At 69.9% G+C, this 21,321-nt stretch carries 22 protein-coding genes and 1 pseudogene; all 23 read left to right on the top strand.

From position 1 onward, the window contains the following. The first annotated feature begins 12 nt into the window (after positions 1-12). Positions 13-1,122: a Gfo/Idh/MocA family protein gene (locus tag ACIBJC_RS06605; protein ID WP_399288832.1), complete on the top strand. Its 1,110-nt coding sequence runs from the start codon at positions 13-15 to the stop codon at positions 1,120-1,122. 24 nt (positions 1,123-1,146) lie between these two features. Continuing rightward, positions 1,147-2,037 (top strand): sugar phosphate isomerase/epimerase family protein, encoded by an 891-nt coding sequence (locus ACIBJC_RS06610; protein ID WP_399288835.1) that lies wholly within the window; start codon positions 1,147-1,149, stop codon positions 2,035-2,037. 129 nt (positions 2,038-2,166) lie between these two features. Beyond that, the gene (locus ACIBJC_RS06615; RefSeq protein WP_399288838.1) at positions 2,167-3,678 is read left to right on the top strand and encodes an ABC transporter substrate-binding protein; all 1,512 of its coding nucleotides are present in this window, start codon (positions 2,167-2,169) and stop codon (positions 3,676-3,678) included. A 37-nt stretch (positions 3,679-3,715) separates the two neighbouring features. Next, entirely contained in the window at positions 3,716-4,657 is a 942-nt protein-coding gene (locus ACIBJC_RS06620; protein ID WP_399288840.1) for an ABC transporter permease, read from the top strand. After that, on the top strand, positions 4,654-6,423 hold the full coding sequence (locus ACIBJC_RS06625) for a dipeptide/oligopeptide/nickel ABC transporter permease/ATP-binding protein (RefSeq protein ID WP_399288843.1): 1,770 nt from the start codon (positions 4,654-4,656) through the stop codon (positions 6,421-6,423). The genes ACIBJC_RS06620 and ACIBJC_RS06625 overlap by 4 nt, the downstream gene beginning before the upstream one ends. After that, a complete protein-coding gene (locus ACIBJC_RS06630) occupies positions 6,420-7,265 on the top strand; it encodes an ATP-binding cassette domain-containing protein (protein ID WP_399288845.1) in 846 nt (281 codons plus the stop codon). Before ACIBJC_RS06625 ends, ACIBJC_RS06630 begins: the two co-directional genes overlap by 4 nt. Further along, on the top strand, positions 7,262-7,693 hold the full coding sequence (locus ACIBJC_RS06635) for a nuclear transport factor 2 family protein (RefSeq protein WP_399288848.1): 432 nt from the start codon (positions 7,262-7,264) through the stop codon (positions 7,691-7,693). Before ACIBJC_RS06630 ends, ACIBJC_RS06635 begins: the two co-directional genes overlap by 4 nt. Then, positions 7,690-7,950 carry a hypothetical protein gene (locus ACIBJC_RS06640; RefSeq protein ID WP_399288850.1) on the top strand — a complete coding sequence of 87 codons (261 nt, stop codon included), beginning with the start codon at positions 7,690-7,692 and terminating at the stop codon, positions 7,948-7,950. Before ACIBJC_RS06635 ends, ACIBJC_RS06640 begins: the two co-directional genes overlap by 4 nt. Next, positions 7,943-8,554, top strand: coding sequence for a response regulator transcription factor (locus ACIBJC_RS06645; protein ID WP_399288853.1), 612 nt, complete (start codon positions 7,943-7,945; stop codon positions 8,552-8,554). Before ACIBJC_RS06640 ends, ACIBJC_RS06645 begins: the two co-directional genes overlap by 8 nt. 34 nt (positions 8,555-8,588) lie before the next feature. Further along, positions 8,589-10,088 carry a sensor histidine kinase gene (locus ACIBJC_RS06650; protein ID WP_399288855.1) on the top strand — a complete coding sequence of 500 codons (1,500 nt, stop codon included), beginning with the start codon at positions 8,589-8,591 and terminating at the stop codon, positions 10,086-10,088. A 70-nt stretch (positions 10,089-10,158) separates the two neighbouring features. Beyond that, the gene (locus ACIBJC_RS06655; RefSeq protein WP_399288858.1) at positions 10,159-11,388 is read left to right on the top strand and encodes an amidohydrolase family protein; all 1,230 of its coding nucleotides are present in this window, start codon (positions 10,159-10,161) and stop codon (positions 11,386-11,388) included. A gap of 114 nt (positions 11,389-11,502) precedes the next feature. Beyond that, on the top strand, positions 11,503-12,615 hold the full coding sequence (locus ACIBJC_RS06660) for an acyl-CoA dehydrogenase family protein (protein WP_399288861.1): 1,113 nt from the start codon (positions 11,503-11,505) through the stop codon (positions 12,613-12,615). A 121-nt stretch (positions 12,616-12,736) separates the two neighbouring features. Next, positions 12,737-13,105, top strand: coding sequence for a hypothetical protein (locus tag ACIBJC_RS06665; protein ID WP_399288864.1), 369 nt, complete (start codon positions 12,737-12,739; stop codon positions 13,103-13,105). Further along, positions 13,102-14,388, top strand: coding sequence for a Rieske 2Fe-2S domain-containing protein (locus ACIBJC_RS06670; RefSeq protein ID WP_399288867.1), 1,287 nt, complete (start codon positions 13,102-13,104; stop codon positions 14,386-14,388). Before ACIBJC_RS06665 ends, ACIBJC_RS06670 begins: the two co-directional genes overlap by 4 nt. After that, positions 14,378-14,902 carry an aromatic-ring-hydroxylating dioxygenase subunit beta gene (locus ACIBJC_RS06675; RefSeq protein ID WP_399288870.1) on the top strand — a complete coding sequence of 175 codons (525 nt, stop codon included), beginning with the start codon at positions 14,378-14,380 and terminating at the stop codon, positions 14,900-14,902. Before ACIBJC_RS06670 ends, ACIBJC_RS06675 begins: the two co-directional genes overlap by 11 nt. Next, positions 14,899-15,660, top strand: coding sequence for an SDR family NAD(P)-dependent oxidoreductase (locus ACIBJC_RS06680; protein ID WP_399288873.1), 762 nt, complete (start codon positions 14,899-14,901; stop codon positions 15,658-15,660). Before ACIBJC_RS06675 ends, ACIBJC_RS06680 begins: the two co-directional genes overlap by 4 nt. A 42-nt stretch (positions 15,661-15,702) precedes the next feature. Beyond that, positions 15,703-16,656, top strand: a complete 954-nt coding sequence (locus tag ACIBJC_RS06685) for a PDR/VanB family oxidoreductase (protein ID WP_399288876.1) — start codon at positions 15,703-15,705, stop codon at positions 16,654-16,656. A gap of 38 nt (positions 16,657-16,694) precedes the next feature. After that, positions 16,695-17,210, top strand: coding sequence for a flavin reductase (locus tag ACIBJC_RS06690; RefSeq protein WP_399288879.1), 516 nt, complete (start codon positions 16,695-16,697; stop codon positions 17,208-17,210). Next, positions 17,207-18,409 carry an amidase gene (locus ACIBJC_RS06695; RefSeq protein WP_399288882.1) on the top strand — a complete coding sequence of 401 codons (1,203 nt, stop codon included), beginning with the start codon at positions 17,207-17,209 and terminating at the stop codon, positions 18,407-18,409. The genes ACIBJC_RS06690 and ACIBJC_RS06695 overlap by 4 nt, the downstream gene beginning before the upstream one ends. Next, positions 18,406-19,509 carry a mandelate racemase/muconate lactonizing enzyme family protein gene (locus tag ACIBJC_RS06700; RefSeq protein ID WP_399288884.1) on the top strand — a complete coding sequence of 368 codons (1,104 nt, stop codon included), beginning with the start codon at positions 18,406-18,408 and terminating at the stop codon, positions 19,507-19,509. The genes ACIBJC_RS06695 and ACIBJC_RS06700 overlap by 4 nt, the downstream gene beginning before the upstream one ends. 101 nt (positions 19,510-19,610) lie before the next feature. Further along, a complete protein-coding gene (catA, locus tag ACIBJC_RS06705) occupies positions 19,611-20,468 on the top strand; it encodes a catechol 1,2-dioxygenase (protein ID WP_399288887.1) in 858 nt (285 codons plus the stop codon). Positions 20,469-20,513: 45 nt separating this feature from the next. Further along, positions 20,514-20,843, top strand: coding sequence for a muconolactone Delta-isomerase (catC, locus tag ACIBJC_RS06710; protein WP_399288891.1), 330 nt, complete (start codon positions 20,514-20,516; stop codon positions 20,841-20,843). 99 nt (positions 20,844-20,942) lie between these two features. Beyond that, positions 20,943-21,320, top strand: a pseudogene (locus ACIBJC_RS06715) (transposase); the annotation flags it as partial. Position 21,321 lies beyond the last annotated feature (1 nt).

Raw genomic sequence — 21,321 nt, forward strand, 5'->3', positions numbered from 1 at the left:
ACCAGGAGATTCATGACTCAGCAGCAGACACGGCACCGCATCGGCATCCTCGGCGCCGGCGACATCTTCGGCCGCTACGTCGAGGGCCTGCGCACCTTCCCGGAACTCGACGTGGTCCGGGTGGCCGACATAGACACCTCACGGGCCAAGCAGGCCGCCGCCGAGCACGGCATCCCGGCGTCGGGCGACGCGGACGAGCTCCTGGCGGACGACTCCGTCGGGATCGTCGTCAACATCACCCCGCCGCAGTTCCATGCCGAGACCGTCATGGCGGCGCTGGAGGCCGGGAAGCACGTCTACGTCGAGAAGCCCCTGGCCGCAACGATCGAGGAGGCCCGCGAGGTTCTCGACGCGGCGACCCGCGGCAGGTACCTGCTGGGCTCCGCCCCCGACACCTTCCTCGGCAGCGCCGTGCAGACCGCCCGGAACGCCCTCGACAACGGTCTGATCGGCGAGCCGGTCGGCGCCACCGCCTTCGTGCGCTCCAGCCGCGTCGAGACCCGGCACCCCGACCCGCGCGCCTTCTACGGACCCGCCGGCGGCCCCGTGCTGGACATGGGCCCCTACTACATGGCCGCACTCGTCAACTGCCTCGGCCCCGTCGCGCAGGTATCTGCCGCCACCCGCATCGGTGCGCCCACGCGTAAGGTGACCAGCCCCGAGCGTGTGGTCGACGAGGTCACCGTCGAGGTCTCCACGCACGTCTCGGCCACGCTGACCTTCGCCTCCGGCGTCATCGGCACCGCCCTGATGAGCTTCGACGTCTGGGACACAGAGCTGCCACGCATCGAGATCTACGGCACCGAGGGCACCCTCTCGCTGCCCAACCCCAACTTCTTCGACGGGGACGTGCGCCTCAAGCGCCACCAGGACCAGGAGTGGCAGGTGCTCGCCCCGGTCACCGAGCTGTTCGGTGCCGTGGGCACGCCCGAACAGCTGCGCCGCGGGCTGGGGGTCCGTGACCTGGCCGGAGCGATCGAAGGCGGCCCGCACCGTGCCAACCCGGCATTCGCCTTCCACACCCTGGAGGTGCTCGCGAGCTTCGAGACCTCCCAGCAGGAGAAACGTTTCGTCGCTCTGGAGAGCAGCTGCGAGCGCCCCGCCTCGCGTCCTTCCCACTGAGCCCACCGAAAGGGACCACCGACCATGAAGTTCAGGCAAAACCGCCTCGCCATCAATCCGCTGCAGTGGGTCGCGAGCGCCGAGGGCTGGATCGACCCCTCGCTCGCCCCGTCCCTCGACACCCGGCTGACGGTCATCCGCGACGCGGGGATCACCACACTGCACAGCGACGTCCCCCGCGACCTGACCCCCGAGCAGTACGCCGCCAAACTCGCCGAGCACGGCATCGCCCCCGGCCCCGGCTACATCCCCGTCCGCCTCAGCGACGACAAGACCGAGCGGCAGACCTTCCGGGACAACGCGGCCCGGGTCGCCGCACAGCACGCGGCACTCGGCGTTCCTGTCGTCTTCCTCGCCATGGGGATGGCCAAGGACGCCGAGCGCGTGGCCCGCCCCGCGGTCGGCCATCTCGCCGAGCAGGGCCGCCTGGAGCGGGTCCGCGACCTGCTGGCCGAGATTGCCGGGATCATCCGCGCCGAAGGCGTCACGCCCGCCTTCCACCCGCACGTTGGCACCTGGGCGGAGACGGAGGAGGAGACCCGCTTCGTCCTCGACACCGTCGACGCCTCCGTCCTCGCCTTCGGCCCCGACATGGGGCACCTGGCCTGGGCGGGTGCCGATGCCGCACAGCTGGTGCGTGACTACGCGGACCGGGTGGCGAGTGTCCACATCAAGGACCTCGACCTGAACCTCGCCACGCGGGCCAGGGAGGCGGGCTGGGACTACCGCAAGACGGTGCTGGCCGGCCTGTGGTCGGAGCCGGGGCACGGCAACGCCGACATCGACGGCTTCGTCTCCGCGCTGCCGGACGACTTCGACGGCTGGCTTGTCGTAGAGGTCGACCGCGGGGCCCGGCCGACCCCCGAGGAGAGCGTGCGACTGTGCGGCGAGTGGGTCGTGCGGGCCGCGCGATGACGGTGTTACGCGCCCGGCACCCCGACCGCACGGCTCCGGCCGCGCGACGCGGGGCGATCACGCGGTCGGCCGTGTGCGGTCGGCTGCGGTACGAGCAGGAGCCAAGGGAATGAGACAGGTGGAGAGAACATGCGTAAAACAGTGGCGTTTGTCGGCGCCGGACTTCTGACCGCGACCGTCACCGCCTGCGGCGGCGGCGCCGGCACCTCGGGCCGCGACGCGACCCTGACGCTCGGCGAGTCGGTCACGGCCACACCCTGGGACCTCGCCGACGCCAGCATCGGCCCCGAGGCCCAGTACTACCAGCCGGTCTACGACACTCTGATCCGGCTGGACGCCAAGGGGGAGCCCACCCCCAACCTGGCCACGTCGTGGTCGTACGACAAGAGCCGGACCACCGTGACGCTGAAGCTGCGTGACGGGATCACGTTCACCGACGGCACCGTCCTCGACGCGGACGCGGTGAAGAAGAACCTGACGCACACCAAGGGCGGCACGGGCAGCGCCGCCGCACTGATCCAGGACATCAGCGGTGTCGACGTCGTCGACGACCACACCGTGGCCATCCGGCTGAGCCACCCCACCGCGGCCCTGCTGCCCGCGCTCGGCCAGGTCTCCGGCATGATCGCCAGCCCCAGGTCGCTGGACGATCCGAAGACACCCGTCGGCTCCGGCCCGTACAAGCTGGACACGGCTGCCACCACCGCCGGCACGGCCTACACCTACACGCGTAACGCCGACTACTGGAACGCCGACGCCTTCCCGTACGACACGGTCGTCATCAAGTACATCTCCGACCAGACCGCGCGCACCAACGCCGTGATGTCCGGCCAGCTGGACGGCGCCACCCTCAACCTCAACCGGATCAAGACCGTCAAGGCCCGCGGGTTGAACGTCCAGACCTACCAGCCCGGCGACATCGAGGGCCTGTACATCTGGGACCGCGCCGGCAGGATCGTGCCCGCCCTCGGCAAGCTGAAGGTGCGCCAGGCCCTCAACCACGCCTTCGACAAGAAGGCCATCATCAAGTCGTCCAAAACCGGACTGGGCACCCCCACCGCGCAGCTCTTCGCAGGCAACGAGGAAGGCCACAAGCCGGGCCTGGACGACACGTACGCGTACGATCCGGAGAAGGCAAGGAAACTGCTGGCCGAGGCCGGATACCCGAACGGTTTCTCGGTGACCGTCCCGGACATGTCCTCGATCTTCCCGCAGGAACAGGCCGCGCTGACCCAGTCCCTCAAGGACATCGGCATCAAGGTCACCCTGGACAACCTGCCCAGCGACCAGCTCTTCAGCAGCCTGCTGGCGGGCAAGTACGCGATGTCCTACTTCAAGCTGGGCGCGACCACGCCCTGGGGCAAGGCCCAGCTCCAGCTGCTGAAGAACTCCACCTGGAACCCCCTCAAGTACGACGACCCGAAGGTCGACGAGCTCATCACGCGCATCGGTGGGGCGAGCGGGGACGCCGAGCGGACCGAGCTCTTCCAAGAACTCAACACCTACGTCGTCGACCAGGCATGGAACGCCCCGTGGAACGTCATGGTCAACGCCTACGCGACCGCCAAGGACGTCAAGGTCACGCCGCAGCCCGGCGCCCAGTACCCACCCATCTACAACTACGAGCCGGCGTCCTCGTAGCCGCCGAACCGCTTCTACGCGGAAGGAGGGTTTGCCCGTGCTTGTCTTCTTGTTCCGGCGCATCGCCGCCGGCGCCGTCCTGGTGGTGGTCGTGGCCACCGCGACGTTCCTGCTTCTCAGCCTCACCGGCACCGACGTGGCCCGCAACATCCTGGGCGAGACCGCCACCCGGGCCGCGGTCACCGCCAAGAGCCACGAACTCGGCCTGGACCAGCCCCTGGCCGAACGGTACTGGCACTGGGTGCAGCAGGCCGTGCAGGGTGACCTGGGCGCGTCCTGGTTCACCGGCGACTCGGTGAACCAGTCACTGGTGGACACTCTGCCGGTCACTCTCTCCGTGGTGCTGGCCGGCCTGTTGACCGCCGCGGTGCTCAGCGTCCTCCTGGGAACGGCCGCAGCTCTGCGTGGCGGCTGGGTGGACCGGCTCGTACAGGTCGGGGCCGTGCTCGGCACCGCGGCCCCCAGCTTCCTGATCGCCCTCGTCCTCGCGGTCACCCTGGCGGTCCAGCTCGGCTGGCTGCCGGCGACCGGTTACGTCGCCATCGACGCTTCCGGTGTCGACTGGCTGCGCTCGATCACCCTGCCCGCCGCCTCCCTGGCCGTCGGCGCGACCGCCGCCACCGCCATGCAGGTGCGCGGGGCCCTGGTCGACGTCCTGCGGGCCGACTTCGTGCGCACCCTGCGCAGCCGCGGTCTGAGCACCCGAAGCGTCGTGTTCCGGCACGCGCTGCGCAACGCCGCCCCGCCCGCCCTGACCGTCCTCGCCCTGCAGTTCATCGGGCTGATCGGCGGCGCCGTGGTGGTGGAGAAGGTGTTCGGCCTGCCCGGCATCGGAACCCTGGCCAACTCGGCCGCCGTCCGCGGCGACGCACCCGTGCTGCTCGGCACCGTCGTGGTCACCGTCGTCATCGTCGTCGCCGTCAATCTGCTGCTGGACGTCGCCTACGGCTGGCTCAACCCCAAGGTGCGTGTCTCATGACCATCGCGGAGTCCACCGCCCCGGCCACCGTGGCGCCCGCACGCACGGGTCTGCTGCGCCGCGCGCTGCGCGACCCCCTCGCCCTGGTCTGCCTCGCCGTGCTGGGCCTGGTGATCGCCGCGAGTCTCGCGGCGCCGCTGCTCACCAGCCAGGCGCCCGACCAGAGCGTCATGACCGACACCCTCGCGCCCCCGTCCGGTGCCCATCCGCTCGGCGGCGACGGCGTCGGCCGAGACGTACTGTCCCGGCTGCTGTACGGCGGCCGGACCAGCCTTCTCGGCGGCACTCTCGCCGTGCTCGTCGCCTTCGCGGTGGGAGCGCCGCTCGGCCTGGTCAGCGGCTTCTACCGGGGCTGGTTCGACGCGGTGGCCGGCTGGATCGTCAACGTCATCATGGCCGTTCCCGCGATCATCGTGCTGCTCGTGGTGATGGCGGCCGTCTCACAGGACCTGAACGTCGCCATGATCGTGCTCGGCGTGATCATGGCCCCGATGGTCTTCCGGCTGATCCGGGCCTCGGTCCTCGCGGTCCGCGAGGAACTGTACGTCGACGCGGCCCGTGTCTCCGGGCTCGGCGACGCCCGCATCATGCGGCGGCACGTCATGCCCGTGGTGGTCGCGCCGTCCGTCATCCAGGCGACCCAGGTGTTCGCCGTGGCGATCGGGATCCAGGCGGGGCTCGCCTTCCTCGGCCTCGGCAAGGCGTCCCAGGCCAGCTGGGGCGCCATGCTGAACGACGCCTTCACCAACGTCTACAACGCTCCCACGCTGCTGGTGTGGCCCGGCATCGCGATGGGGCTGACCATTCTGGCCGCCAGCCTGCTGGGCAACGCCGTGCGCGACGCGCTCGGCACGGCCCCGCCCCGAGCCGTCAAGCACATGAGGCCCACCGCCCGGACGGCCCCGGCACTGGCCGCCGCGCCCGCCGAACCGACCGCGGACCGACTGCTCACCGTGGCGGGGCTGCGCGTCTCCTACGGCGAGAAGACGGTCGTGGACGGCGTCGACCTCACCGTGAACCGCGGTGAAGTCCTCGGCCTGGTCGGTGAGTCCGGCTCCGGCAAGAGCCAGACCGCGTTCTCCGTGCTCGGCCTGCTGCCCGACGAGGCGCGGGTGACGGCGGACCGGCTCGTCTTCGACGGTGAAGAACTGCTGACACTCGGTATCCCCGCCCTCAATGCCCTGCGCGGCGCGGGCATCGGCTACATCCCGCAGGAGCCCATGTCCAACCTGGACCCCTGCTTCCGCATCGGTTTCCAGCTGGTGGAACCCATACGGAAACACCTCGGACTGTCCCGGGCCGAGGCCCGCACCAAGGCGCTCGAACTGCTGGCCCGGGTCGGCATCCCCGACCCGGAGCGGGTCTTCGGGTCCTACCCGCACCAGGTGTCCGGCGGCATGGCCCAGCGCGTTCTCATTGCCGGCGCCGTCTCCTGCGACCCACGACTGCTGATCGCGGACGAGCCGACCACCGCCCTCGATGTCACCGTCCAGGCCGAAGTCCTCGACCTCATGCGCTCGCTCCAGGAAGAGCGGCGGATGGGAATGATCATCGTCACCCACGACTTCGGTGTCGTGGCCGACATCTGCGACCGGGTCGCCGTGATGCAGAAGGGCCGCATCGTGGAGACGGCGCCGGCGGGGGACATCTTCGCCGCCCCCGGCCACGCGTACACGCGGATGCTTCTGGACTCCACCCTCGAAGGCGGACCCGCCCGCGGTCCGCTGCGCGCCCCCGACCAGACCCGCAAGGAGGTGACGTCATGACTTCGAAGGCTTCCGGCGCCTCGCCGCTGCTCGAACTCGACGACGTCGTCGTGGAGTACCCGGCCAAGAGCCGCGGCAAGAAACCCTTCCGTGTCCTGCACGGCGTCTCCGCGTCCATCGCCCCCGGCGAGACACTCGGCCTGGTCGGCGAGTCCGGCTCCGGCAAGACCACACTCGGCCGGGCTGTCCTCGGTCTGGCTCCTGTCACCGGCGGCGAGATCCGCTACGGGGGGCGGGCCCTCTCCCGGCTGGGCAAGCGGGAACGGCGGGCGCTCAGCAAGGACATCCAGGTCGTCTTCCAGGACCCCTTCACCTCGCTCAACCCGGCGATGACGGTGATGGACATCCTCACCGAGCCGCTGCTGGTGACCGGTGTCGCACGGGCCGAGGCCGAGAACCGGGTGCAGAAGCTGCTCGACTACGTCCATCTCCCCCAGGACGCCGCGGGCCGGCTGCCCCGCGAGTTCTCCGGCGGGCAGCGCCAGCGCATCGCAATCGCCCGTGCCCTGTGCCGGGAGCCGCGACTGATCGTCTGTGACGAGCCGGTCAGCGCCCTGGACCTGACCACCCAGGCGCGCGTACTGGACCTCTTCATCGAGATCCAGGAGGCGACAGGAGTGGCGTACCTCTTCGTCACCCACGACCTGTCCGTCGTCCGGCACATCAGCCACCGAGTTGCGGTGCTCTACCGCGGCGACATCGTGGAGAGCGGCGACGCGGCGCAGGTCACCGAACGTCCGCAACACGCCTACACCAAGAGGCTGCTGCTGGCCGCCCCGGTGCCCGATCCGGGCCGGCAGGCGGAGCGCCGCGCCCAGCGGCTGAGGCAGGCCGCGTCGTGACCGCCGACGTCGAGCAGGCCCTGGCCCGGTACCTCGCCCTGTGCGACGTACCCGTCCGGGCGAGCGGAGACCTGGGGGACCTGTTCACCGAGGACGCTGTCTGGGAGGGCGTCGGCAGCGACTACGCGGAGAAGTTCGGCCGTACCGAGGGCCGCGCGGCGATCGTCGCGATGCTGTCGCGATACCTGCCTCCCCACCCGCACTTCCGTACCAACGTCCATCTGCTGTTCCCCGGCACGGTGGACACCGACAGCACGACAGCGCGGGGGAGTTGGCCCATGCAGCAGCTCTCCCGCTTTGAGTCCGGCCGGAGCGAGATCATGGTCGCACGGCTCGACGTGACCTTCCGGCTCGACGACGGCCGTCCCCGCATCGCCTCCTTCCGCACCGAACGACTCTTCAGCGCGCCATTCCCGGAGGAGCGATGAACGACCGCGCGATGCTCCTGACCTGTTACGCCGACACCCACCATTACGGCTGGCACCACGTCGACCTGTTCACCCACGACAGCATGGGCCGGGAGGTCAACTGGGTGCACTGGACGGTCGCCGAGGACGGCCCGCAAGGCGCCGACGAGGCCACCGCCCGGGTCGAACCCGCCCTGCGCCGCACCACCGAGTGGCGGCACGGCGTCAGCGCCGACGGCAGCGAGTACTGGACCGCACGGGCCGTCTGGGATGCCTGAGATGTGCCTCGTCCACATCCTGGACGACGACGAGGAGCTGAGTGAGTCGCTCGCCTGGCTCCTCGAATCGGTCGGCATCCGCTCGGAGCGTCACCACGACGCGCGGGCCTTCCTGCGGTGCTACGACCGTGAGCGGCCGTCCTGCCTGGTACTCGACGTGCGGATGCCCGAGCTGAGCGGCTTCGGCGTGCAGGAACTGCTCAACGAGGCGGGGTCACCGCTGCCGGTGGTCTTCGTCTCGGCGCACGGCGACATCCGTATGTCCGTGCGGGCGATGCAGAACGGCGCCGTCAACTTTCTGGAGAAGCCCTACGACCCACAGCACATGTTGGACGTGGTGCAGGCGGCACAGCGCACTGCTCAGGACCGCTTCGCCCGCGAGACGGAGCAGCGGGAACTCCGCTCCCGGCTGGAGCAGCTCACGGCACGGGAAGCGGAGGTTTTGCGGCTGTCCGTCGAGGGCGCCTCGAACAAGCAGATCGCCGCACGGCTCGGCATCAGCGCCAAGACCGTCGACGTACACCGCGCCCGCATCAGGGAGAAGACCGGTGCCGAGAGCATCCCGACGCTGGTGCGCGACGTGCTCAGACTGGAGAGGCGATGAGGCGATGAGCGGGGCGGGGAAAGAAGACAGCGCGATGGGCACAGCGCCGCCCGGCGGGCCGGCGCCGGTCGGGGGCCGTCCGGCGGACACCTTCTCTCCGGACGACTTCCGCGAACTGACCCAGGCGCTCAGGTACTGCGTCCTGCTCCACGACGCCCTTACCTTCGACATCCTGTGGGCCAACCGTGCCGCCTGCGAGGTCCTCGGCTGGACCGTCGACGAACTGAGACCGCTCAAGGCGCCCGACATGAGCAAGAACGGCCTTCAGTACGGCCGGGCCTTCGGCCACCGGTGGCTCGGCGGCGCCCTCAAGCACGGCGTAAGCGCCACCGAGTGGTGCTACCGCTCCAGGACCGGCAAGGAGATTCTCACCGAGGCGGTCGCGGTCCGGGTCGAACTGGCCGCCCGCACAGTCGTGATGGTGCAGTTCCGCGACATCGCCGACGAGAAGGCGGTCCGACGCGATCTGCTCCGGACGGAGAACCGGATGCGCACCCTCCTCGGCAGCCTGGCCGAGGGAATCGTCGTCCTCGACGACTCCGACCGGGTCCTCTTCGCCAGCGAGTCCGCCGTCCGGCTGCTCGGAGGTGACCCGACCGGCGCCGGCTTCGCCCCCTACTGCTGCGGCGACCCCGTACCCGGCCAGGAGGGCCGCTACCGGTTCGCCGCACCCGGCGGTGAACCCCGCTGGTACGCCGCCACCTGCCAGTACACGGAGATCGAGAGCGACCTCAACGGCAGGATGCTGCTGTTCTACGACATCACCGACCGTGTCCGCGCCGAGGAGCGGCACCGGCGCGACACCCAGCACCTCGACCACCTGGCCCGCTACAACGCCATGGGCGACATGGCGATGGCGATCGCCCACGAGGTGAGCCAGCCGCTGGCCGCCGCCTACAACTTCGTCGAGGGGGCCCGCGGCAGGCTCAACGGCGGCGGCGAGTCCGTGGCCTGGGGCCTGGACAACGCCGTCCGGCAGATCGAGCGGGCCCGGCGCATCCTGGACAGTCTGCGTCAGTACGTCGGCCGACTGGAGCAGTGCGAGCGGGTCATCGACCTCAACGAGATCGTGCGCGACTGCGCCTACTTCATCGAACTGCGTGCCCGGCAGCACCGGATACCCGTCGAGTTCGACCTCGACGACGCACCGCTGCCGGTGTGCTGCGAGAACGTGCTCATCGGACAGGTAGTGATGAACCTCGCCTTCAACGCGGTGGAGGAAATGGCCCGTTGGCCCGCCGAGGAGGGAGCGGTACGGATCACCACCAGGCGCGGTACGGACGGCCACGCCGAACTCGCCGTCCACGACCAGGGCCACGGCTCGCCCCCCGACGACCGCGTCTTCGACGGCGTCTTCACCTCCAAGGCGAACGGCAGTGGCATCGGGCTGGCCCTGAGCCATCGCATCGTCGCCCGCCACGGCGGTCGTATCGATGTCCGCCCCAACCGGCCGCGCGGCGCGGTCTTCAGCTTCGCACTGCCGACGGTCCCCGGACAGGCCGGGGAGCCGGCACGACCGGACGGCACGGCCTGATCGGCCTGCCGGGGTCCGAGATACAAACAGAGGTGGGCTCCGGCACCCACCTGTTCCGAACGGAGTTCCCTTGACCACCCGTTACCACAACGCAGTCCTCGTCGACGGCACCGGAGCCGCCCCCGTCCCCGACGCGGTGCTCGTCGTCGACGACGGCGGCCTCGTCGCCCACGCCGGGCCGGCCGCCGCGGCCCCCGACACACCCGACGCGGCCACGGTCGACCTCGGCGGGCGCACCCTGCTGCCCGGCTTCGTCGACTGCCACGCCCATCTGAGCATGACCCCCGAGCGCCCGTTGATCTCAGGGCTGACCACGGACCCCACCGTGCAGACCTTCGAGATCGCCGAGCGGCTGCGGGCCACCCTGCACGCGGGGGTCACGTCCCTGCGCGACCTCGGAGGCATCCCCGCCGGCTACCGCACCGCCCTCGACCGCGGGCTGATCGAGGGCCCCCGGCTCCAGGTCGCCGTGAGGGTGATCAGCCACACCGGCGGCCACGCCGACTGCACGTTGCCGGGCGGTATCGACGCCGCCCCCCATCTGGGAGAGATCGCGGACACACCCGACGAGGCGCGGATCGCCGCCAGGCGGATGCTGCGCGCCGGTGCCGACGTCGTGAAGCTCTGTGCCACCGGCGGCATGGGCAGCCCCCACGACGACCCCGACGACGAGGGCCTGACCATCGAGGAGATGAAGGCCGTGGTGGAGGAGGCGGCACGGCACCGCGGCAAACCGGTCGCCGTGCACGCTCAGGGCACCGCCGGCATCCGCAACGCCCTGCGGGCCGGTGTCAGCAGCATCGAGCACGGCTACGGCATCACCGACGAACTCTGCGATCTGGCGCTGGAGCAGCGCGCCTTCCTGGTGCCGACCCTGTCCACCGTCTTCGCTCCGCTCGACCGGGCGGCCATGCCCGCGTACCACTACCAGAAGAAGAGCCGCTGGTCGGGGATCAGCAGGGAGAACATCGCGCACGCCATCAGCCGCGGTGTGCGCATCGCTCTGGGCACGGACGCCGGGGTCGTGCCGCACGCCCGTAACCTGCTCGAACTGTCCTACCTGGTCGAGCTGGGCATGACACCGCTCGACGCGATCACGGCCGGCACCCTCGACGCGGCCCGGCTCCTCGGCGTGGACGAGCGCCTCGGCTCCCTCGAAACCGGAAAGACGGCCGACTTCGTGGTGGTGGACGGCGATCCGGTGCGCGACATCGCCGTACTCGGGAGCCCCGAGGCCGTCGTTCTGGTCGCGCAGGCCGGAGCCGTGCGGAAGAACGGCCTTCGAGGCTTGAGGGGGTAGGGGAAATCCCCTAAGCGACGAGGTCAAGTTCCAATGGTGAGCGCCTTGTTGCCGCGCATAGCGTGATGAAACGGCGGAGGAGAGAACCGCCCGGCAATGCGAGGAGATTCCCTCATGACACAGCTCCGTCAGGTGCTGGCAGTAGTGGCCGAGCGGCGGGCCGAATTCGAGGAGAAGCGGTACGTCCCACGCGAGGTGATCGCTGAGTTCAAGAGCGCCGGTATCTACCGGGCCGGCGTCCCGAAGCGTTTCGGCGGAGACGCCCTGCCGCCCGCTGAATTCCTCCGCCTCATCGAGCGGATCTCGGTGGCCGACGGATCGGCGGGCTGGGTGGCCAGTTTCGGCTCATCCACCGTCTACCTGGCCGCGCTTCCCCTCGAGACGCAGGCTGAACTGTACGCGGAGAGCCCGGACCTGGTCTTCGCCGGCGGACTGTTCCCGGTGCAGTCGGTGGAACTCGGCGACGACGGCTACCACGTCTCGGGCCGCTGGAAGTTCGCCAGTGGCTGCAAGGGTGCCGACGTGCTTGGCGTGGGCATCAAGAAGTCCGGCACCGACCGGGCGGGGCGGCCTCTCACCGCCCTCCTGCGGCCCGAGCAGGTGCGGATAGTCGAGAACTGGGATGTCGTCGGCATGCGCGGCACCGGCAGTCACGACCTGGTGGTGGACGCGGCCGTGGTTCCCGAGGAGTGGACCTTCGTACGTGGCGGCGAGCCAACTGTCGACGAACCGCTGTACCGCTATCCGGCCGTCGCCTACGCCGCCCAGGTCCTCGCCGTGGTCGGCCTGGGCGTCGCGCGTGCCGCCCTCGACCAGGTCATCGACCAGGGCGGACGGTCCGGCTTCACCGGCGCTCCCAAGCCCGCCGAACGCGCCACCTACCGCATCGCGGTCGGTCAGGCCGAGGCCCGGCTGCGCTCCGCCCGCGCCTTCTTCTACGAAGCCACCGAGGGCGCCTGGGCCACGGTCGAGGCGGGTGATCCCGCGACCCCGCACCAGGTCAGCCTGTTGCGCCTGGCCTCCACCCATCTTGCCAAGAACGCCTTCGACGTGGTGCGGTCCGCCTACCAGCTGGGCGGCATCGCTGCCATCGCGGACGGCAGCCCCCTCCAGCGCTACCTGCGCGACGCGTCGGTCGTGCCGCAGCACGCCTTTCTCCAGGAAGGCATGTACGACGGCGCCGGCGCCGTCCTCATGGGCGTCCAGCCCTTCCCCGGATACCTCTGACACTCCGGATCACCCGCGAGAACCGGCACCCCCTGCGAGAGCCGAACACCTCTCCCGTCCCGGCACTCTCCTGTTCCGGACACCCCCGATGGCCGAATCTCTCCCGAAAGGCGGCAGCCACATGTCCGAACCCGTCGGCACACCCTTGCGCGTGCTGTTCTGTATCGGCGTCAACCAGAACTTCTTCGACCTCCCCACGGGCCAGGGCAAGGCCGTCTGGGGCGGCTTCACCAGCATGCTCACACAGCTGTACGAGCTGCCCGGCGTCAGCGTCCTCGGCACCATCGACGACGACCAGCACATGGTCGGGCCCTCCGGCTCCTGGCCCTGGACCTGTTACGTCCTCGCCGAAGCCGTCGACCAGCCCACCGTCGCCGCGGCCTGCAACCTGTTCCGCACCGTCCAGGTCGGCGAGCACGGCCTGTGGCGCTACATGAAGATCGAGGCGCGGCTCGGCCGCCCACTGCCGGAGCCGGAGGCGGCCCGATGACCACTACCCCCGACACCGGGATCACGCCCTCCGGGACCGCCGAGCTGGTGAGCCACGACCGCATCGCCGGCACCCTCTACACCGAACCGTCCCTCTTCGAGCGGGAGATGGACCGCATCTTCCACCGCACCTGGGTGTGGGTCGCGCACGAGAGTGAGATCGCGAAACCCGGCGACTTCAAGATGGCCTGGGTAGGCCGCCTGCCGGTCATCGTCAGCCGGGACCGCCGGGGCGGCATCAACGTCCTGCTCAACCGCTGCCGCCACCGCGGCGCCAGCGTCTGCGAGACCCCCAAGGGCAACGGCAACGGCTTCACCTGCCCCTACCACGCCTGGTCGTACTCCCTGGACGGCACGCTGCGCGGCATCCCTTATCCCGAAGGCTACGAGGACGTCGTCGAGAAGAAGGACCTGCCGCTGCAACGCCTGAAGGCCGGCACGTACGCGGGCATGATCTTCGCCAGCTTCGACCACGGGATCGAGCCGCTGGAGGACTTCCTCGGCGGGGCCCGGCTGTGGATCGACCGCTTCATGAAGCAGGGCGCCGGTTATCCGCTCAAGGTGCAGGGCGAGCACAAGTTCCGCTTCCAGGGCAACTGGAAGATCCAGCTGGAGAACACCACCGACTGGTACCACTTCCCGATCGTGCACCGCTCATGGATGTCCTCGGTCGACGCCGAGACAGCGAGCATGCTGTCGATCATGACCGACGAGACCGCGGTCACCCACGCCCTCGGCAACGGCCACAGCGTCTCCGTCTCCGTCGCCGAACACGCCGACCTCGACGTCGATGACGGCACCGAGAAGCTGCAAGACCGCTTCAGCCACATCACCGAGGAGCTCTCCAAGGACCTGTCCCCGGAGAAGGTGCGACGCATCGTCCGTTCGTTGCACGGCGCCGGCTTCAACCTGAACCTCTTCCCGAACGTGGCCATGTCGATGGCGTTCTTCCGGGTCCTGCGCCCGCTGTCGGTCACGGAGACGGAGATCCGGCACGTGGCCCTCGGCCTGGACGGCGGACCGGAGATCGTCAACCGGGAACGGCTGCGCATCCATGAGCACTTCCAGGGCCCATTCGGGTTCGGCAGCCCCGACGACGCCGAAGCCTGGAACCGCGTCCAGCGAGGCGTGGCCGGCGCAGCGGACATGCCGATCCTGGTCAACCGAGGGCTCGGTCGCGAAAAGCCCAACGACCTTGGACAGCCCACCTCCCACGCGACCGACGAGACGGGCATGCGAGAGGCATACGCGATGTGGAAGAGGATGATGACCGATGGCAGCTGAAGCTACCGGCACAGTGCTCGCAGAGGCGGAACTCCTGCTCGGCGACCCCCGCTCCTACGCCGCCATCTCTCTGATCTGGCGCGAGGCCCATCTGCTCGACGCCCGCCACTACGAGGAGTGGGACGCCCTGTGGGCCGAGGGCGGCGAGTACGTCGTCCCCATCGATCGGGAGGCCACCGACTTCGCCTCCCGCCTCAACCTCGTCTACGACGACGACCGCATGCGCCGTATGCGCATCGAACGCCTGACCGGCGGGTTCTCCATCTCCGCCACGGCGGCGGCCCGCACGGTCCGCTCGGTCTCCCGGTTCGTGGTGACCGGGAGGGAGACGGCCGCGATCGAGATCTGCTCGGCGCAGATCCTTGTCGGCTACAAGCGCGAGGAGACCTTCGTCCTGGCCGCCGACGTCACCCACCGGATCGTCTTCGGCGCGGATGGCCCCAGGATCTTGCGGAAGATCGTCCGGCTGGTCAACTCCGAGGACACCGTCACGGCATCGGGATTCCTTCTGTGAACCCCGACGAGGTGGATCTCTGCCGTGTCGCCCTCGTGACGGGGGCTGCCCGTGGCCTGGGCACTGTCATCGCCGGCCGGCTGTACGACCGCGGATACCGCGTGGCCCTCACCGACCTGGACGGGGAAGCCGCCGTCAAGGCGGCGGCGGAACTCGACCCCGAAGGCCGCTATGCCGTCGGGCTCGCCCTCGACGTACGCGACAAGACCGCCTTCGCCCGGGTCCTCGATGAGCTCGTCGCCCGCTGGGGCGCCGTCCACGTCCTGGTCAACAACGCCGGACAGTCCAAGGTTGAGCCGCTGATGGAGATCACCCCAGGCAGCTTCGGCGACATCGTCTCGACCAACCTCGATGGCACCTTCTTCGGCTGCCAGGTTTTCGGCGCCTACTTCGCCGACCGAGGCTACGGCCGCATCGTCAACATATCCTCCCTCGCCGGCCAGAACGGCGGCACGGCGACCGGCGCGCACTACGCGGCGGCCAAGGGCGGGGTGGCCACCCTGACCAAGGTCTTCGCCCGGGAACTCGGTTCGCACGGGGTGACCGTGAACGCCATCTCCCCGGGGCCACAGGACCTTCCCGTGGTACGTGAGATGGTCCCGCCCGACCAGTTGGCCGCCATTGAACAGGCCATTCCCGTAGGCCGGCTGGGCAGGCCGCGATTCATCGCCGACATGGCCGTGCTGCTCGCCGCCGAGCACGCAGACTCGGTCACCGGCGCCTGCTGGGACGCCAACGGAGGCCTGTACATGCGCTGACGGCGCCGTCAGCCCACCCTCAACGAACCTGAAGGCAGACGGATGTTCACTGTCACCGTCACCGGGGCCCTCGACGAGACCGACTCCGTCAGAGTGCTACGGCTGTCCCGCACCGACGGCGAGCCTCTCGACCCCTATCCGGCGGGCGCGCACATCGATGTGACCGGCCCGACCGGGGTCACACGCCCCTACTCCCTGTGCGGTCCGCCCGGCGACACGAGCGCCTACACCATCGCCGTGAAACGGGAAGCGGACTCACGCGGCGGCTCCCAAGCCCTGCACGACAAAGCGGGGCCCGGCACGCGGCTCACCGTCGGAGCACCCCGCAACCTGTTCGGCCTCGCCCCGGAGGCGACCGAACACCATCTGGTGGCAGCCGGCATCGGCATCACCCCACTGCTTGCCATGGCCTACGAGCTGCACGCGCGTGGGGCGGAGTTCCGACTCCACTACGTCGCCCGCAGCCGGGAGAAGGCGGCCTTCGACACCTCGCTGGAGACATCCGGTTTCAGCGACCGGGTGGTCCGCCACTTCGGGCTCGGCCGGCAGGCCGCGGCCGACGCGCTGACCGAGGCCCTGGCCGGGCTCCCCGAGGGAGCCCACGTGTACACGTGCGGCCCGCACGACTTCATGGCGGGCATCCGGGCACTCGCCGCCCGGAGCCTTCCCGAGGAGCGGATCCACTCGGAACTGTTCCAAGCCGTGGCCGATCCGGACAGCGGACCGGACGACGGCTTCGAGGTGGAGCTCGACACCGGCGAGGTCTACACCGTGCCACCCGGCCGAACCATCGCCGAGGTGCTGGAGGAGCACAGCGTGCCGCTGGACACCTCCTGCCGCGAGGGCATCTGTGGCACGTGCGTGCTGCGCGTGATCGAGGGCGAACCGGACCACCGGGACCACTGCCTCTCCGCGAAGGAGAAGGCGGCAGGCGATCAGATCGCCGCCTGCGTGTCGCGGGCGAAGTCGGCACGGCTGGTGGTCGAGCTGTGGTGAGCGATCCGAGCAACGAACAGGAAAGGAGCGGCACTGCCATGAACCCCAGCCGGAACGACTTCCGGGAGGCGATGGCCCACCTCCCGGCGGCCGTGAACATTCTGACCACCGACGGGCCCAACGGCCGCTGCGGCATCACCCTCAGCGCCGTCTGCTCGGTCACCGACGATCCGCCGACCGTCCTGGTCTGCGTGAACCGCGGCAGCGCGATGCACGACGTCTTCCAGGCGAACGGACGTGTGGGCCTCAACGTACTCGGTGGCGAACAGCAGCAACTCGCCCTGCACTTCGCCGGAGCCACCAAGGTGGACATGGCCGAACGCTTCACCTGGGACGTCTGGGACCGCACCCACGATGTTCCGGTGCTCAGCGACGCACTGGTGACCGCGGTCGGCACCATCAAGGACACCCTTCCGATGGGCTCACACAGTGTGCTGTTCGTCGAGATCGAACGGATCCGCACCCGCACCGGCGGGCAGAGCCTCGTCTACTTCAACCGCGCCTTCCACCGGCTCGGCGCCGCACCGTGCGTACCGGAAGGCGCTACGGCGTGAGCGCCGACGCCACGGCGGCGGTCGAGGACGCGCTGCGGCGGGCGGAGCGCGTCGAGCCAGAAATTCGTGCCTGGGTTCGGCTGGACGCCGAGGGCGCCCGCACGGCCGCACGCCAGGCACCTGACGGGCCGCTGCACGGCCTGCCGTTCGGGGTGAAGGACATCATCGACGTCGCCGGACTGCCCACCGAGTGCGGCTCGTCTCTGCGCCGCGGCCACATCGCCACGCAGGACGCCTGGCTGGTGGAGCGGCTACGACAGGCGGGCGCCGTGCCCCTTGGCAAAACGGTCACCACGGAGTTCGCGTACTTCCGGCCGGGCCCGACCCGCAACCCGCATAACACCGCACACACGCCCGGCGGCTCCTCCAGCGGCTCGGCCGCCGCCGTCGCCGCCGGTGTGGTGCCACTCGCCCTGGGTTCTCAGACCGCGGGCTCCCTGACCAGGCCCGCTTCCTTCTGTGGTGTCGCCGGCTACGTCGCACCCGCCGGTGTCTGGCCGACCCGCGGGTTCACCGGCCTCAGCCCGAGCCTGGACGCACCGGGGCTGCTCACCGCGCATGTCGCCGGCCTGGCCGCCGTGATCGAGGCGGTCGACGGCACCACGCCCGAGGAACTGCCGCGCCCTCCCCGGGTAGTGGTGTGGTCCGGCACCGACCTGGCCGACATCGACCCGGCGATGTCGGACGCGCTGCGTACCACCGCCCGCGCTCTGGGCGCGGACGCCCCGGACACGTCGCTCCGACTGGAGGCTGTGGCCCGGCCGCCCGAACTGGCCTCCGCCCACACCGTCGTCATGGCCTACGAGGCCGCCCGCGCACTGGCCGACGAGGCCCGGTGTCCCGAGGCACTGAGCGGGCACCTGAACGACCTCCTGGACCGAGGCCGCGCCACCTCCGACGACGAGTACCGGACGGCGCTGGCCACCGCCCGCGACGCACGAGTCGCGGTTCTCGAACTCCTCGACGACGTCGACGTGATCCTCGGCCCCGCCGCGCCAGGACCCGCCCCGCACGGCCTGGATGTCACCGGCACCCCGGTCCTCAGCCGCCCCTGGCAGTTGCTCGGCCTGCCGGTCGTAACCGTCCCGGGTCACCGCGCCCCCGAGGGAATGCCTCTTGGCCTCCAACTCATCGGCCACCCCGGCCGGGTGGGCCGCCTGATCGGCCTTGCCCGCCTGGCGGAGGAGAGTGCCCGATGAGAATCACCGCCATCGAAAGCATCCCGTACGCCATCCCCTACACGAAGCCTCTGCGGTTCGCGAGCGGCGAGGTGCACACCGCCGAACACGTCCTGATCCGGGTCCACACCGACGAAGGGCTGACAGGTGTGGCCGACGCGCCGCCCCGCCCGTTCACCTACGGGGAGACACAGACATCCGTGGTCGGTGTGATCGAGAAGATTTTCGCGCCCCAGCTCACCGGTCTGAACGTGCACGCCCGTGAACGGATTCACGCCCGGCTGGACCGCACGGTCGGCAACCCGGCGGCCAAGGCCGCCATCGACATGGCGCTCTGGGACATAGCCGGGCAGGCACTGGGCCTGTCGGTCACCCGGCTGCTCGGCGGCTGGAGCGACCGGATGCGGGTGGCGCACATGCTCGGCTTCGACACCCCGGAGCGGATGGCCACCGAGGCAACGCGGATACGGGACACGTACGGCATCACCACCTTCAAGGTGAAGGTCGGTCGGCGTCCCGTCCGCCTCGACCTGGATGTCTGCCGGGCACTGCGCGACGCCCTCGGCGGCGAAGCCGAAATGTACGTGGACGGCAACCGCGGCTGGACGCCCTCGGAGTCGGCCGCGGCCCTGCGCGAGCTCGATGGCCTCGGCATCACGCTCGCCGAGGAACTGTGCCCCGCCGACGACGTTCTCGGCCGGAGATGGCTGGTGCGGCAGAGCCCCGTGCCGTTCGTCGCGGACGAGTCCGCCACCACTCCCGCCGAGGTGACGCGCTCCCTGCTCGACGGCGCTGCGACCGCGATCAGCATCAAAACCGCTCGTACCGGCTTCACCGGCTCCCAGCGCGTGCTCCACCAGTGCGAGGGCATGGGCGTCGAGGTCGTCATGGGCAACCAGATCGACGGCCAGCTGGGCACCGTGTGCACGGCCGCGTTCGGCGCGGCCCACGCCTCCTCCTCCCGCCGCGCCGGTGAACTGTCCAACTTCCTCGACCTGAGCGACGACCTGCTCGCCGAGCCGATCGCCGTTACCGACGGCACGCTCGCCGTGCCCGACCTCCCCGGGCTCGGCGTGGCGATCGACCCGGACAAGCTCGACCGCTACCGCCAGGACAGCTGACCCGGCCCGGCGGCACCCCGTCGTCCCCGTGCCCCCGGCCCTCTCGTACCCATCGACCACACACGGACAACACACCCGAACGGCAAAGGAGCCACTTCGTCATGTCCGACACCACCCTCAAGGCAACCGCAGCCGCCTCCGGAGCCTCCGCCACGGAGCGCTTCCTGAATGACAAGACCGCCGCCGCCCCCGCCCGGCGCGTCGACACCGCACGGGTCGACACCCTCGCCACCGCGGTGATCACGGCCGTGCACGACGTGATCCGCAGCCACCGGGCGACCTATGAGGAGTACAACGCCCTCAAGTCGTGGCTGATCTCCGTCGGGCAGGACGGCGAGTGGCCCCTCTTCCTGGACGTGTGGATCGAGCACGTGGTCGAGGAGGTCGCCGCCGCCGGCCGCCAGGGCAGCAAGGGCACCATCGAGGGCCCGTACTACGTGCCCGGCGCGCCCGCCCTGTCCAGTGCCACCACACTGCCAATGAGGGACGACGAGCCCGGCACTCCGCTGCTGTTCCGGGGCCAGGTCACCAGCGCCGACGGTGGGCCGCTGCCCGGCGCACTGCTGGAGATGTGGCAGGCCGACGACGACGGGCTGTACGCCCAGTTCGCCCCCGGCATCCCGGAGTGGAACCTGCGGGGCACCATCGTCGCCGACGACCAGGGACGGTTCGCGGTGACCACTATCCAGCCCGCCCCCTACCAGATCCCCACTGACGGCTCCTGCGGCAAGCTCATCGCCGCTGCCGGCTGGCACCCGTGGCGCCCGGCCCACCTTCATCTGAAGGTCTCCGCTCGCGGCCACGACACCCTCACCACGCAGCTCTACTTCAAGGGCGGCGACTACGTCCAGAACGATGTGGCGTCCGCCGTGAAACCCGAACTCGTCCTGAACCCACGTCCGTCGGCCACCGGCGGCAACGAGGTCACCTACGACTTCGCTCTCGACCCCGTTTCCTGACCTCTTGCGTCACCCGTCCCCGATCACCACCGTCCGGAGGCCACTATGCTCTTCGCCGTCCAGATGACCGTCAACCTGCCGCCGGACATGGACGAGAACGTCCGGGCGACGACTCTGGCTGCCGAGAAGGCGTACGCACAGCGGCTCCAGCGCACCGGAGAGTGGCTTCACTTGTGGCGCCGCGCCGGCCGGTACGCCAACCTCAGCGTCTTCGACGTCACCGACACCGACCGGCTCAATGACATCCTGTGGGGCCTGCCGCTCTTCCCCTACATGGACATCACCGTGGATCCGCTCGCCCGTCATCCCACGGCGATCGTGACGGGGGAGTGTTCAGTGATCGGCGGATCCGATGATCAAGGAGACGCCAGATGAGCGGTACCACCATCGGGCAGATACCAGGCAGCGAACCGACGGCGGGGGCCGTGGCGGCGAGTGACGAGCAGTTGGTCGCGATGCTTGTGGACCTTTTGCACGGCCCCGAACGAGGCCGCCGCGGCCGAGCGGTTCGGTGAGTTCCAGGAAACCTGGGGCAAGAAGTACCCGGCGGTCATCCGGCTCTGGGAGAACGCCTGGGCCGAGTTCGTCCCCTTCCTCTCCTTCGACGTCGAGATCCGCAAGGTGATCTGCTCGACGAACGCTGTCGAGTCCGTCAACGCCCGCATCCGCAAGGCCGTTCGCGCCCGCGGACACTTCCCCAACGAGGCCGCGGCCATGAAGTGCGTCTATATGGCACTGATGAGCCTCGACCCGACCGGCAAGGGCCGCAAGCGGTGGACCATGCGCTGGAAGGCGCCCCTGAACGCCTTCCAGATCGCTTTCGAAGGCCGGCTCACCCCGGCTGCCAACTGAC

Source organism: Streptomyces sp. NPDC050509 (assembly GCF_044457965.1).
Taxonomy (GTDB): domain Bacteria; phylum Actinomycetota; class Actinomycetes; order Streptomycetales; family Streptomycetaceae; genus Streptomyces.